Here is a 12,864-nt window from a genome sequence, read left to right as displayed (position 1 = left end):
CGGCTCAGCCCGGGTAGCCGAACGCCACGGCCCGGGTCTTGGACGGCACTTCGCTCAGCTGGTTGTCCTTGAGCCGGTAGATGCCGGTGTCCGAGACGGTCAGGACCGCGGGCGGACCCTGGTTGTCGCCGGTGCGCACCTCGGTGGCCGACACCGAGGTCATCGACTCGCCGATCTGCAGCGGGGAGTCGGTGGCGGCGGAGCCGTCGGTGCCCAGGTAGTGCAGCTGCTGGAGGGTGTCCTTCTCCTTGCCGAGCACCACCAGCTGGTCGGGGTCGGCCCAGGCGACCGAGGCCACGCCGGTGAGCTGGGGGGCCACCGGCCGCAGCGCGGTGATCCTGACCTGCGGGGAGGCCTGGCTGCCGGAGTGGAGCACCAGGCCGAGCGCGACCGTGGTCGCGCCGGTGCCGGAGCGCAGCACCAGGGCGATCCGGGTGCCGTCGGAGGAGATCCGCAGCGCCTGCACGGTGCGGCCGTCGATCCCGTCGACCTGCACCGGCACGACCGTGTGCGGCGCCGGCCCGCCGGCGTGCGTACGGACCATCAGCACCCGGGGTGCGGAAGGGTCCCGGTCGACCAGCCAGAGGTCCTGCCGGCCGTCCCAGCTCGGCGAGGCCAGGCCGGCGTCCGGGCGCGGGGCGCGGCTGGGGACCACCAGGTCGCCCAGCTTGTCGGTGTCGCCGAGCCCGGGCAGGTAGAGCGCCTTGCCGTCCTGGTTGACCACGGCGGCCGCGTTGCCGTCACGACGGACCGCGATCACCGAGGGCTTCGACTGCCCGGCCGGGGTGGGCTGCCCGAGCACCCCGGGCACGGGTACGCCCTGGGTGCCGTCCTGATAGCGCATCAGCTGACCGGTCTCCAGCTGGAAGTACGCCTGGGCGCCGGCCGGGCCGCCGCTCGGGCCGCTCGCCAGCGAGCCGGGGGCGACCTGGTTGACCTGCTGGGCGGAGACCGCGCAGCCGCCCTGGTTGCCGGCCACCTCGAGGCGGTCCAGCTGGCCCTTGCCCTGCTGGTCGGCGACGGTCTGGAAGAGCTGCTCGGCCATCTGCTGGCACTGCTGCTGACGCCCGGACAGGTCCGCGGCCTCCACCCGTACGGTGGCGACCCGGTTGTCGTTCACCGAGACGCTCTTGACCCGTACGCCGTCCAGCGCGGTCGACACCGCGGGGGCGAGCCAGTCGGACGGGCCCGCGGCGGTGGCCTCGGCGGCGGCGGTCAGCGGGTCGATCCGCCGGCGCAGGTAGATCGGGTCCGGCACCAGCACCTGGACGGGGTGGTCGGCGGACGGGTCGGTGACCGCGAAGTAGTAGCGGTGAACCGCCTTGTAGCCGTTCAGGAAGTTGGTCTGGTCGACGATCAGGCCGTCCGGGAGGCTGTTGATCCGCCACTCGCCCTTGTTCGGCCCCTCGCTCTCCTTCACGAAGCCGAAGGTCTGCCGGTAGGTCTCACCGGCGTGGTCGGCCGAGTACGTGTGCTTGCCGTCCAGTCGGGCCACCTGCTCGCCGCTGACCGCGACGTCGACCGGTGCGTCGCCGCTCTGCGGGGCACCGCTGCCCACCGCCTGCGCGATCTTGGCCAGCACCACCACGCCGGCCTCCGGCTTCCAGCGGTGGCTGGCGTCCGCGGTCAGGTACTGCCGGGCGGTGTCGTAGTTGGCCTGGTCCGCGTTGGAGGAGTCCAGGAAGCCCGCCAGCAGGTCGGCCGGCAGCTCCCCCGGGTGCGGGGCCACCGGGTAGACGTGCACCTGCAGGTCGTCGGCGGCCGCGCTCTGCTCCACCCGCTCCGGCGGGCCGCCGGAGGGCATGGCCACGCAGCCCGTGGCGAGCACGCCGACGGCCAGCGCCGTGCCGACGTCAACCGTCCTGCGGCTCGTCCTTCGCACGCTGCGTCCCCTCCTGGTCGCTGGGAGCCCGTTCCTCGGCCGGGGCGGCCTGCTGGCTCGGCGGCCGGGTCGCCGGCCGGTCGACCAGCACCTGGGCACCGGTGGCACCGTACCCCGCCGCCGCGGACCGGACGTCCGAGGGGTCGGAGACCGGGGCGGCCGGCCGGCGGCCGATCTCGCCCAGTCCGGGGCCGATCGCCAGCACCCCGCCGAGACCGCTGCCGAAGCCCGGCCGCTCGGTGTCCGGTGTCTCCGGCACGCTCGACGGCTCGCCGCTCACGGTCAGCGCGGTCGCCCCGTGCGGGCGCACCGCCCGCCGGTACGGCGTACCGGCCGACGCCATGCCGCGGTTGTGCCGCGAGTCCTCCGGCTCCAGCCGGAACGGCGCCCGGCTGATCTCGCCGCCGCGGGTGCGCGGCAGGGTGAGCCGGAAGTGCGAGCCGCCACCGGGCTCGCCCCAGGCCTGCAGCCAGCCGCCGTGCAGGTGGGCGTCCTCCACCGCGATCGACAGGCCGAGGCCGGTGCCGCCGGTGGTGCGCACCCGGGACGGGTCGGCGCGCCAGAAGCGGTGGAACACCCGGGAGGCCTCGCCCGGCTTCAGGCCGATGCCGTAGTCGCGCACGCCGACCGCCACCGCGCCCTCGCCCGAGCCGAGCCGGATCACCACGTCCCGGCCCTCGCCGTGCTCCAGCGCGTTGACCACCAGGTTGCGCAGGATGCGCTCGATCCGGCGGGCGTCGACCTCGGCGACCACCGGCTCGTCGTTGCCGCGGATGACGACCGCGCTGCCCTTGGCCTGCGCCAGCGGGTCGGCCGCCTCGACCACCCGGGTCACGATGTCCCGCAGGTCGACCGGCTCGGCGTCCAGGATCGCGGCGCCGGCGTCGAAGCGGCTGATCTCCAGCAGGTCGGCCAGCAGCGACTCGAAGCGGTCCAGCTGGTCCTGGAGCAGCTCGGCCGAGCGGGCGGCCATCGGGTCCAGGTCCTCGCGGCTGTCGTAGATCAGGTCGGCGGCCATCCGGACCGTGGTCAGCGGGGTGCGCAGCTCGTGCGAGACGTCCGAGACGAACCGCCGCTGCACCCGGGAGAGCTCCTCCAGCTGCCGGATCTGCGCCTGCAGACCGTTGGCCATCCGATTGAAGGACTCACCGAGGCGGGCGATGTCATCCGTGCCGGTGACCTTCATCCGCTCGTCGAAGTGCCCGGCGGCGAGCCGCTCGGAGATGCCCGCGGCCATCCGCACCGGGGTGACCACCTGGCGCACCACCAGCCAGGCGATGCCGCCGAGCAGCATCACCAGGAAGATCCCGGCCGTCGCCAGGGTGCCGATCACCAGGCCGAGGGTGTCCGTCTCCTGCTTGAACGAGAACACGTAGTACAGCTGGTACGCGTTGTTGTCCGGCCCGCTGAACTGCTTCCCGATCACCAGGCCCTTCTCGTCCTCGGCGGGGGTGCCGTCGGCCTGGGCGCGGTGGATGATCGCGGTCTGCTCGTGCGGGACGGCCGCCTCCCCGGCGACCTGCGCGCGCAGCTCGGGCGTGATGCTGCTGGGCAGGATCGACCCCGAGTAGCGGGCGCCGCGCAGCCCGGCGCTGGGGGCGCTCGCCTCCTGGCCGGTGGAAGCCAGCGCGATCACCGAGTACACCCCGGCGCCGCCGCTGGCCAGGTCGGAGACCTGCTTGGTCAGCCAGGCGCCGATCTGGTCGCGCGAGGGGTCGGCCGAGGCCCCGGCCCTCGCCTGGAGGCTGATCGCCTCGTTGATCTTGTCCTGCTCGATCTGGAAGCCGCCGATCGCCTGGCCCTGCGCGGCGTGCTTCTTGGTGTCCAGCAGCCCGGTGCGCACCTGCGCCACCACGACCACGCCGAGCACCAGCACCACCACGAAGGACAGCAGCAGCGTGGTCGCCACCACGCGCAGCTGGATCGAGCGCCGGTAGAGCGCGAGCAGGCGGTTGACCGGCCGCCGGAACTGACGCGCCACCATGGCGAACAGCGCCGCCGGACCCCGCCGGGGCCTGCGCCCCCGCGTGGTCGAGCTCAGCACGTCACCGCGCACAGCAGCGTGATCCCCGCCGGACGTGTCGCCGCCCGACGGGGAGTCGTCGATCTCGTACGGCCGCGTCACGTCAGCTCGGGCCCGCCTTGTAACCGACGCCCCGGACGGTCACGACGATCTCGGGACGCTCCGGGTCCTTCTCGATCTTCGAGCGCAGCCGCTGGACGTGCACGTTGACCAGGCGGGTGTCGGCGGCGTGCCGGTAGCCCCAGACCTGCTCCAGCAACACCTCCCGGGTGAACACCTGCCACGGCTTGCGCGCCAGCGCCACCAGGAGGTCGAACTCCAGCGGGGTCAGCGGGATGCCCCGCCCGTCCCGCTTCACCGAGTGGCCGGCCACGTCGATCACCAGATCGCCGATGGTCAGCTGCTCGGGCGTCGGCTCCTCGGCCCGGCGCAGCCGGGCCCGCACCCGCGCCACCAGCTCCTTGGGCTTGAACGGCTTGGTGACGTAGTCGTCGGCTCCCGACTCCAGGCCCACCACGATGTCGACCGTGTCGGTCTTGGCGGTGAGCATCACGATCGGAATGCCCGACTCCGCCCGGATCTGCCGACAGACGTCGATGCCGTCCCGACCGGGAAGCATCAGGTCCAGCAGCACCAGATCGGGCTTGGTCTCCCGGAACGCGGCTAGCGCCTTGTCCCCATCCGCGACGAAAAACGGCTCGAAACCCTCACCACGCAGCACAATCCCGAGCATCTCGGCCAGTGCAGTGTCGTCATCAACGACGAGGACGCGTCCCTTCATGACTCCATCTTCTCATTACCGGATTGTGACCTGCCGCACAGCCGTGCCATTGTGCCGGTTCACCCGTCCTTTCAACCAGTCATACCGCCGCAAAATTCGCAGCTCAACAGGGTCGGGCCGGCAGTTGTACGGATACTGCCGGATACCTCTGGGGTGGTCGGCCCCACCATGGCACGATGGGCGGCACCACCGACAAGGAGCAGTGATGACCGACACCCCGGGCTGGACCCCGCCCGGCTCCGTCCCCGAGCCCGGCGCGCCGACCCCGCCCGAGGTTCCCCCTGCTCCGCAGGACGGCGTCCCGCCCGCGGCACCCGTACCGCCCGCCGCTCCCGTACCCCCCGCCACGCCCCTGCAGCCCGGCCCGTACGGCTCCGCGTACGGCGGCTGGGGACAGGGACCCACCGGCCACCCAGGACCGCCCTACGGCGGCTGGGGCGTCCCGCAGAGCCCCAAGCCCGGCGTCATCCCGCTGCGCCCGCTCGGGGTCGGCGAACTCCTCGACGGCGCCTTCACCACCGTCCGCCGCCACTGGCGCACCACGCTGGGACTCTCGCTCGGCCTGGCCGCGATCGTCCAGGTCCTGCAGGCCCTCGCCGACTGGTGGGCCTACCAGGACGGCGACGCCGACGTGTACGCCGTCACCCAGTACGCCACCATGCCGCTCGACCTGCTGGTCGGCGTCCTCGCCGGCGGCCTGCTCACCATCGTGGTCAGCCGCGCCGTCCTCGGCGAACAGGTCACCCTCAAGGACGCCTGGCGCGCCACCCGGCCCCAGCTGTGGCGGCTGCTCGGACTGACCGCCGTCCACGTGCTGATCCTGCTCGGCACCCTGGTGGTCGCCCTGCTGCCGATCTTCGGTCTGGCCGCCGCCGGACTCGCCGACGCCGCCGTCGTCCTGCTGGTGCTGCCCGCGCTCGCCCTGGTCCTGTGGGTCGGCGTCGGACTCAGCCTCGCCGGACCGGCCCTGGTCCTGGAGAAGCAGGGCGTCTTCCCCGCGATCCGCCGCTCCTGGCGGCTGGTCCGCGGCTCCTGGTGGCGGATCTTCGGCATCACCGCGCTGATCGAGATCCTGGTCGGCATCGTCGCGATGTTCGCGGTCATGCCGTTCATGGCCGTCTCGGCCGCCCTCGGCGGCGGCTTCGGCAGCCCGCAGACCGCCAAGTCCGCAGGCGCCGCGCTGATCGGCATCGTGCTGCTCGCCGTCGGCACCACCCTGGTCAAGTCCATCACCATCCCGGCCTCCGCCGCCGCCACCGTGCTGATCTACGTCGACCAGCGGATCCGCCGCGAGGCCCTGGACATCGAGCTCGCCCGCGCCGCCGGACTGCCCGGCTACGGCACCGTGCCCGTGCCCGTGCCCGGCCAGTTCACCCCGCCGGGGGCCTGACCCGATGCCGTACAGGGGGGAAGGGGCGCCGCTCACCGGCGGCGCCCCGGTCACCGTCCCGCGCGACGCCGCCCGGGACGCCGCCAAGCAGGAACTGCTCAACCCGGCCTACCACCGGCACGACCCCAGCCTGGTCCAACGCGCCATGAAGTGGGTCGGCGACCGTCTCGACGACCTGCTCACCGGCCTCGGCCACCCCCTCCGGGGCGGCACCGCCGGCGTCCTGCTCGCCGTCGTCCTGGTCCTCGGCCTGCTCGCCGTCCTCTGGTGGCGCTACGGCACCCCGCATCGCCGGACCCGCAGCGCCGACACCCTGTTCACCCGGCAGGGCCCGCGCACCGCCGCCGAGCACCGCGCGGCCGCCACCGCCCACGCCGCCGCGGACGAGTGGGCCGACGCGGTCCGCGAACAGATGCGCGCCCTGGTCCGCTCCCTGGAGGAACGCACCCTGCTCGACCACCGACCCGGCCGCACCGCCGACGAGGCCGCCGCCGAGGCCGCCCGCGTCCTGCCCGAGCACGCCGCCGCCCTCGCCGACGCCGCCCGCACCTTCGACGACATCGCCTTCGGCGACCGCGCCGCCGACCGGGCCGCCTACCTCACCCTCGCCGACCTCGACCGGAAGCTGCAGGCCACCCGGCCCACCCTCGCGGGCGCGGCCCCCGTCCCCGTGGGCGGAGCCGCCGCATGACCGCAACCACCGCCACGACCGAGCTGCCCACCGGGCCGTCCGACGCCGCCGAGACCGTTGCGCCCGCCCCGGACGACGCCGCCGCGCACACCTCCGTCTCGCCCACCGCCCGCACCCTGTGGCGGCGCAGCCGCTGGTACCTGTTCACCGCCCTCGCCCTGCTCCTGGTCGGCCTGCTCATCGCCGGCATCAGCGGCCAGAGCACCTTCCCCGCGCTCGACCCCCGCTCCGGCGACCGCGAGGGCACCCTCGCCGCCGTCCACCTGCTGGAGAAGCGGGGCATCACCGTCCGCACCGTCGACACCGAGCGCGACCTCGAAGCCGCCGTGCGCACCCCCGGCGCCACCGTCGTCGTCCCCCGCAGCGACCTGCTCAGCACCGCCCAGCTGCGCCGACTCGCCGCCGTACCGCGCGGCGAGGGCCGACTGGTCCTGATCGCCCCCCAGCAGCCCGCCCTCGACCAGCTGATGCCCGGCTCCCGCGTCGCCGGGCAGACCGAGGGCCCCGCCAACCTGGTCGACACGCTCACCACCCCCGCCGGCTGCACCCTCCCCGAGGCCAACCGCGCCGGCAGCGCCGAACTCGGCGGCCTCACCTACCTCCGCGGCGCCGACGACACCGGCTGCTACGCCCGCCACGGCCACCCCACCCTGCTGCACCGCGCGAGCGGCGGCCGGGAGACCGTGGCCCTCGGCACCGGCGACCCGCTCACCAACGACCGGATCGCCGAGGAGGGCAACGCCTCGCTCGCCCTCGGCCTGCTCGGCTCCCGGCCCCAGCTGGTCTGGTACCTGCCCGACTACTCCGCGCCCGCGCCCTCGGTCGCCCGCAAGAGCTTCACCGACTACGTCCCGGCCGGCTGGTACTGGGCCACCCTCCAACTCGCCGTCGCCGCCGGGCTCGCCGCCCTCTGGCGCGCCCGCCGGCTCGGCCCGGTGGTCACCGAACCGCTCCCGGTCGTCGTCCGCGCCACCGAGACCACCGAGGGCCGCGCCCGCCTCTACCAGCGCGCCCGCGCCCACGGCCGGGCCGCCGACGCCCTGCGCCGCGCGGCCCGCCACCGGCTCGCCGCCGCCCTCGGCATCCCGGCCACCACCGGCGACGTGCCCGAGGCCGCCCTGTGCGCCGCCGTCGCCGCGCGCCTCGGCCACCCCGCCGCCGACGTCCAGCAGGTGCTGTACGGCCCGGCGCCCACCGACGACGCCGCACTGCTGCGGCTCACCGACGACCTCGATGCCCTGGAAAGGCAGGTACGCCAGCCGTGACCGAGCAGCCCGCTGCCCCCACCCTCGACCTCGACAAGGCCCTCGACGCCCCCCGCGACGCGGACGCCGCCTACGCCACCCCGCCGGTCCCGGCGGTCCCGGCCCCGGCCGCCGCCCCGGCACCCGTGCCCACGGCCGCTGCCACCGCCGCCGCGACCCCGGCGGCGAGTGACGCCCGGGCCGCGCTCACCGCGCTGCGTGCCGAAATCGGCAAGGCCGTGGTCGGCCAGGACGCCGCCGTCACCGGCCTCGTCGTCGCCCTGCTCTGCGGCGGCCACGTCCTGCTCGAAGGCGTCCCCGGCGTCGCCAAGACGCTGCTGGTCCGCACCCTCTCCACCGCGCTCAGCCTCGAGACCAAGCGCATCCAGTTCACCCCCGACCTGATGCCCGGCGACGTCACCGGCTCCCTGGTCTACGACGCCCGCACCGCCGAGTTCTCCTTCCAGCCCGGCCCGGTCTTCACCAACCTGCTGCTCGCGGACGAGATCAACCGGACCCCGCCCAAGACCCAGGCGTCCCTGCTGGAGGCCATGGAGGAACGCCAGGTCACCGTCGACGGCGAGCCCCGCAAGCTGCCCGAGCCCTTCCTGGTCGCCGCCACCCAGAACCCGGTCGAGTACGAGGGCACCTACCCGCTGCCCGAGGCCCAGCTCGACCGCTTCCTGCTCAAGCTGGTCCTCCCGCTGCCCACCCGCGAGCAGGAGTTCCAGGTCCTCGCCAAGCACGCCGCCGGGTTCGACCCCCGTGACCTGGCCGCCGCCGGCGTCCGCCCCGTCGCCGGGCCCGCCGACCTCGCCGCCGCCCGCGCCGAGATCGCCGAACTCACCGTCTCCCCCGAGGTCCTGGCGTACATCGTCGACCTCTGCCGGGCCACCCGGCAGTCCCCCTCGCTCTCCATCGGCGTCTCGCCGCGCGGCGCCACCGCCCTGCTCGGCACCTCCCGCGCCTGGGCCTGGCTGGCCGGCCGCAACTACGTCACCCCGGACGACGTCAAGGCCCTCGCCCTGCCGACCCTGCGCCACCGCGTCCAGCTGCGCGCGGAGGCCGAGATGGAGGGCGTCACCGCCGACGCCGTCATCCAGGCCGTCCTCGCCCAGACCCCGGCGCCCAGGTAGCCACACAGCCGCCACCGCCTGCCGACCCGTCACCCCCGGGGGACACCCGCGCCGTTCACCGCGCGCGTCCCGGTGCCCCCGGGCGACGCACCGAACCAGGCACGAGCCACGCACCGAACGGAGCACCTCCACCCATGGCCCTGACCGGCCGCACGGCCCTCCTCGCCGCTCTCGGCGCACTCGTCGTCGGCCTGGTCCTGCCGTCCTGGACGGGCATCGCCGTCGCCACCCTCCCGGTGCTGCTCGGCGTCCTCGCCGACCTCGCGCTCGCCGCCCCCGTCCGCAGCCTCCGGCTGGAGCGCGGCGGCGACACCAGCGTCCGCCTCGGCGAGGACGCCACGGTCGAACTCACCGTCACCAACCCCTCCCGGCGCCCGCTCCGCGCCCGGATCCGCGACGCCTGGCCCCCGTCCGCCTGGCGGCCCGGCACCGCCTTCGCCGCGTCCCGACACACCGTCACGGTCCCGGCCGGCGAGCGCCGCCGCCTCACCACCCCACTCGGCCCCACCCGGCGCGGCGACCACCACGCGGCCAAGGTCACCGTCCGATCCCTCGGACCGCTCGGTCTGGCCGCCCGTCAGGGTTCGCACACCGTCCCCTGGACCGTCCGCGCCCTCCCCCCGTTCACCAGCCGCAAGCACCTGCCCTCCCGGCTCGCCCGGCTGCGCGAACTGGACGGCCGCACCTCGGTCCTGACCCGCGGACAGGGCACGGAGTTCGACTCCCTGCGCGAGTACTTGCCCGGCGACGACGTCCGCTCCATCGACTGGCGCGCCAGCGCCCGCCGCAACACCGTCGCCGTCCGCACCTGGCGCCCCGAACGCGACCGCCACGTCCTGATCGTCCTCGACACCGGCCGCACGTCCGCCGGCCGCGTCGGCGACGCACCACGTCTGGACGCCGCCCTCGACGCCGCACTCCTGCTCGCCGCCCTCGCCACCAAGGCCGGCGACCGCGTCGACCTGCTCGCCCACGACACCCGCAAGCGCATCGGCATCGCCGGCCGCACCCCCACCGACGTGCTGCCCGCCTTCACCGACGCGCTCGCCACCCTCGAACCCGCCCTGGTCGAGACCGACTTCCGTGCCCTCACCGCGAACGCTCTGCGAATGGCACCCCACCGCTCGCTGATCGTCCTGCTCACCGGCCTGGACGCCCGCCCGATCGAAGAGGGCCTGCTCCCCCAGCTCCCCCTGCTGACCAAGCGCCACGAGGTCGTTCTCGCCTCCGTCGCCGACCCCCGGCTCGACGAACTCGCCGCCGCCCGCGGCACCGTCCAGGACATCTACGGCGCCGCCGCCGCCGAGCAGACCCGCGCCGACCGCCGCCGCACCGCCGACCGCCTCACCCGCGCCGGCGTCACCGTCCTCGACGCCCCGCCGACCACGATCGCCCCCGCCGTCGCCGACGCCTACCTCGCCCTCAAGGCCGCCGGCCGCCTCTGAGGCCGGCTGGCCCCTGGCTCCCTGGCCCCCTGGCACAGACCGAGGCCCCCGCACGAGTCATCTCGTACGGGGGCCTCGGTCGTTCACCGGTCCCGGCTCACACGCCGGAAGCCGCCTTAGCAGGGCCGCCATCGCCTCCGGGAAGTCCTCCGTGATCGCCGGACCGAGTTCGGCCCCGAGCGTGTCGGCCTCCGGCCCGGTGATCTCCAGCCGGTGCACCACCCGCGTGCCACCGTCCGCCAGACGCTCCAGCGTGTGGCTGAAGTCCAGCACCACACCCCCGAACTCGGTCCGGTCCGCGTAGTACTCGTTCTCCCGGATCCCCGTGATCTCCGAGACGATCGGCTCCTGCCCGATCGGCGTCATTGAGACCTTCGACCCCACCTCGAACGCCCCCAGCAGCTCGACCACCTCCATCGAGGTGTCCCACCGCGCCCAGTTGTCGAGGTCCCGCAGAACCGTCCAGATCGCCTCAGACGCCAACGCCGTCTCGGACATGTACTCGTGCTCCCACATCGCGCATTCCCCCCTGCCTTCCCGGCTGGTCGTGCCCGAAGCCTATCCAGCTCCGACCGACCGGGCCCGGAAATGCGAAAAGCCCCTCCCGGATCTCCCCGGGAGGGGCTATTTCTGAAGAATTGTTCGGCGGCGTCCTACTCTCCCACAGGGTCCCCCCTGCAGTACCATCGGCGCTGTGAGGCTTAGCTTCCGGGTTCGGAATGTAACCGGGCGTTTCCCTCACGCTATGACCACCGAAACACTATGAAACTGTCGACCCGCCGGCAGGGCGGTCGTTGTTTCAGAACAACACAGTGGACGCGAGCAACTGAGGACAAGCCCTCGGCCTATTAGTACCGGTCAACTCCACCCCTCACGAGGCTTCCATATCCGGCCTATCAACCCAGTCGTCTACTGGGAGCCTTACCCTCTCAAGGAGGTGGGAGTGCTCATCTCGAAGCAGGCTTCCCGCTTAGATGCTTTCAGCGGTTATCCCTCCCGAACGTAGCCAACCAGCCATGCCCTTGGCAGAACAACTGGCACACCAGAGGTTCGTCCGTCCCGGTCCTCTCGTACTAGGGACAGCCCTTCTCAACACTCCTACGCGCACAGCGGATAGGGACCGAACTGTCTCACGACGTTCTAAACCCAGCTCGCGTACCGCTTTAATGGGCGAACAGCCCAACCCTTGGGACCTACTCCAGCCCCAGGATGCGACGAGCCGACATCGAGGTGCCAAACCATCCCGTCGATATGGACTCTTGGGGAAGATCAGCCTGTTATCCCCGGGGTACCTTTTATCCGTTGAGCGACGGCGCTTCCACAAGCCACCGCCGGATCACTAGTCCCTACTTTCGTACCTGCTCGACCCGTCAGTCTCACAGTCAAGCTCCCTTGTGCACTTACACTCAACACCTGATTGCCAACCAGGCTGAGGGAACCTTTGGGCGCCTCCGTTACTCTTTAGGAGGCAACCGCCCCAGTTAAACTACCCACCAGACACTGTCCCTGATCCGGATCACGGACCCAGGTTAGACATCCAGCACGACCAGAGTGGTATTTCAACGTCGACTCCACGACAACTGGCGTTGCCGCTTCACAGTCTCCCACCTATCCTACACAAGCCGAACCGAACACCAATATCAAGCTATAGTAAAGGTCCCGGGGTCTTTCCGTCCTGCTGCGCGAAACGAGCATCTTTACTCGTAATGCAATTTCACCGGGCCTGTGGTTGAGACAGTCGAGAAGTCGTTACGCCATTCGTGCAGGTCGGAACTTACCCGACAAGGAATTTCGCTACCTTAGGATGGTTATAGTTACCACCGCCGTTTACTGGCGCTTAAGTTCTCAGCTTCGCCTAGCCGAAACTAGACTAACCGGTCCCCTTAACGTTCCAGCACCGGGCAGGCGTCAGTCCGTATACATCGCCTTACGGCTTCGCACGGACCTGTGTTTTTAGTAAACAGTCGCTTCTCGCTGGTCTCTGCGGCCACCACCAGCTCGGGGAGCAAGTCCCGTCACCAGCAATGGCCCCCCTTCTCCCGAAGTTACGGGGGCATTTTGCCGAGTTCCTTAACCACAGTTCACCCGAACGCCTCGGTATTCTCTACCTGACCACCTGAGTCGGTTTAGGGTACGGGCCGCCATGAAACTCGCTAGAGGCTTTTCTCGACAGCATAGGATCATCCACTTCACCACAATCGGCTCGGCATCAGGTCTCAGACTATGTGAACGGCGGATTTGCCTACCGTTCGTCCTACACCCTTACCCCGGG

The 12,864-nt window shown here is 72.2% G+C and carries 9 protein-coding genes and 2 rRNA genes (1 of these 11 running past the window's edge); 5 read left to right on the top strand and 6 right to left on the bottom strand.

Annotated features, from left to right (window positions below; translation table 11 throughout):
- Positions 1-4: 4 nt before the first annotated feature.
- From FHR36_RS39925 to mtrA, 3 genes are all read right to left on the bottom strand, one after another.
- On the bottom strand, positions 5-1,882 hold the full coding sequence (locus FHR36_RS39925; protein WP_253797880.1) for an LpqB family beta-propeller domain-containing protein: 1,878 nt from the start codon (positions 1,880-1,882) through the stop codon (positions 5-7).
- Positions 1,854-3,866, bottom strand: a complete 2,013-nt coding sequence (gene mtrB / locus FHR36_RS15920) for an MtrAB system histidine kinase MtrB (RefSeq protein ID WP_253797879.1) — start codon at positions 3,864-3,866, stop codon at positions 1,854-1,856. The genes FHR36_RS39925 and mtrB overlap by 29 nt, the downstream gene beginning before the upstream one ends.
- Positions 3,867-4,008: 142 nt before the next feature.
- Complete coding sequence (gene mtrA / locus FHR36_RS15915) at positions 4,009-4,686, bottom strand: MtrAB system response regulator MtrA (RefSeq protein ID WP_033821070.1); 678 nt, start codon at positions 4,684-4,686, stop codon at positions 4,009-4,011.
- Between the two features lie 205 nt (positions 4,687-4,891).
- Here mtrA and FHR36_RS15910 point away from each other — a divergent pair, with 205 nt between their 5' ends.
- The 5 genes from FHR36_RS15910 to FHR36_RS15890 all read left to right on the top strand — a co-directional run bounded on the left by FHR36_RS15910 (position 4,892) and on the right by FHR36_RS15890 (position 10,592).
- Positions 4,892-6,076, top strand: a complete 1,185-nt coding sequence (locus FHR36_RS15910) for a DUF7847 domain-containing protein (RefSeq protein WP_253797878.1) — start codon at positions 4,892-4,894, stop codon at positions 6,074-6,076.
- A 4-nt stretch (positions 6,077-6,080) separates the two neighbouring features.
- Positions 6,081-6,767: a DUF4129 domain-containing protein gene (locus tag FHR36_RS15905; protein WP_253797877.1), complete on the top strand. Its 687-nt coding sequence runs from the start codon at positions 6,081-6,083 to the stop codon at positions 6,765-6,767.
- Complete coding sequence (locus FHR36_RS15900; RefSeq protein WP_253797876.1) at positions 6,764-8,032, top strand: DUF4350 domain-containing protein; 1,269 nt, start codon at positions 6,764-6,766, stop codon at positions 8,030-8,032. Before FHR36_RS15905 ends, FHR36_RS15900 begins: the two co-directional genes overlap by 4 nt.
- 125 nt (positions 8,033-8,157) lie before the next feature.
- The gene (locus tag FHR36_RS15895; RefSeq protein ID WP_253799308.1) at positions 8,158-9,147 is read left to right on the top strand and encodes an AAA family ATPase; all 990 of its coding nucleotides are present in this window, start codon (positions 8,158-8,160) and stop codon (positions 9,145-9,147) included.
- A gap of 134 nt (positions 9,148-9,281) precedes the next feature.
- On the top strand, positions 9,282-10,592 hold the full coding sequence (locus FHR36_RS15890) for a DUF58 domain-containing protein (protein ID WP_253797875.1): 1,311 nt from the start codon (positions 9,282-9,284) through the stop codon (positions 10,590-10,592).
- Positions 10,593-10,649: 57 nt separating this feature from the next.
- On the opposite strand, the gene FHR36_RS15885 is transcribed toward FHR36_RS15890, so the two are convergent.
- The 3 genes from FHR36_RS15885 to FHR36_RS15875 all read right to left on the bottom strand — a co-directional run.
- Positions 10,650-11,108, bottom strand: coding sequence for an SRPBCC family protein (locus FHR36_RS15885; RefSeq protein ID WP_253797874.1), 459 nt, complete (start codon positions 11,106-11,108; stop codon positions 10,650-10,652).
- Between the two features lie 124 nt (positions 11,109-11,232).
- Positions 11,233-11,349: ribosomal RNA gene (gene rrf / locus FHR36_RS15880) — 5S ribosomal RNA — on the bottom strand.
- Positions 11,350-11,420: 71 nt separating this feature from the next.
- A 23S ribosomal RNA gene (locus FHR36_RS15875) occupies positions 11,421-12,864 on the bottom strand (it continues 1,662 nt past the right edge of the window).

Origin of the sequence: Kitasatospora cinereorecta, from assembly GCF_024172095.1 — a bacterium.
Classification (GTDB): Bacteria; Actinomycetota; Actinomycetes; order Streptomycetales; family Streptomycetaceae; genus Kitasatospora; species Kitasatospora cinereorecta.
The sequence above is the reverse complement of the archived record's forward strand: the minus strand, read 5'-3'. Positions and strand labels throughout refer to the sequence as shown.

Excerpts from the sequence above, each read along its gene's own strand:
- mtrB (WP_253797879.1), bottom strand. The coding sequence starts at position 3,866 with ATGGTGGCGCGTCAGTTCCGGCGGCCGGTCAACCGCCTGCTCGCGCTC.
- mtrA (WP_033821070.1), bottom strand. The coding sequence starts at position 4,686 with ATGAAGGGACGCGTCCTCGTCGTTGATGACGACACTGCACTGGCCGAG.
- FHR36_RS15910 (WP_253797878.1), top strand. The coding sequence starts at position 4,892 with ATGACCGACACCCCGGGCTGGACCCCGCCCGGCTCCGTCCCCGAGCCC.
- FHR36_RS15905 (WP_253797877.1), top strand. The coding sequence starts at position 6,081 with ATGCCGTACAGGGGGGAAGGGGCGCCGCTCACCGGCGGCGCCCCGGTC.
- FHR36_RS15900 (WP_253797876.1), top strand. The coding sequence starts at position 6,764 with ATGACCGCAACCACCGCCACGACCGAGCTGCCCACCGGGCCGTCCGAC.
- FHR36_RS15890 (WP_253797875.1), top strand. The coding sequence starts at position 9,282 with ATGGCCCTGACCGGCCGCACGGCCCTCCTCGCCGCTCTCGGCGCACTC.
- FHR36_RS15885 (WP_253797874.1), bottom strand. The coding sequence starts at position 11,108 with ATGTGGGAGCACGAGTACATGTCCGAGACGGCGTTGGCGTCTGAGGCG.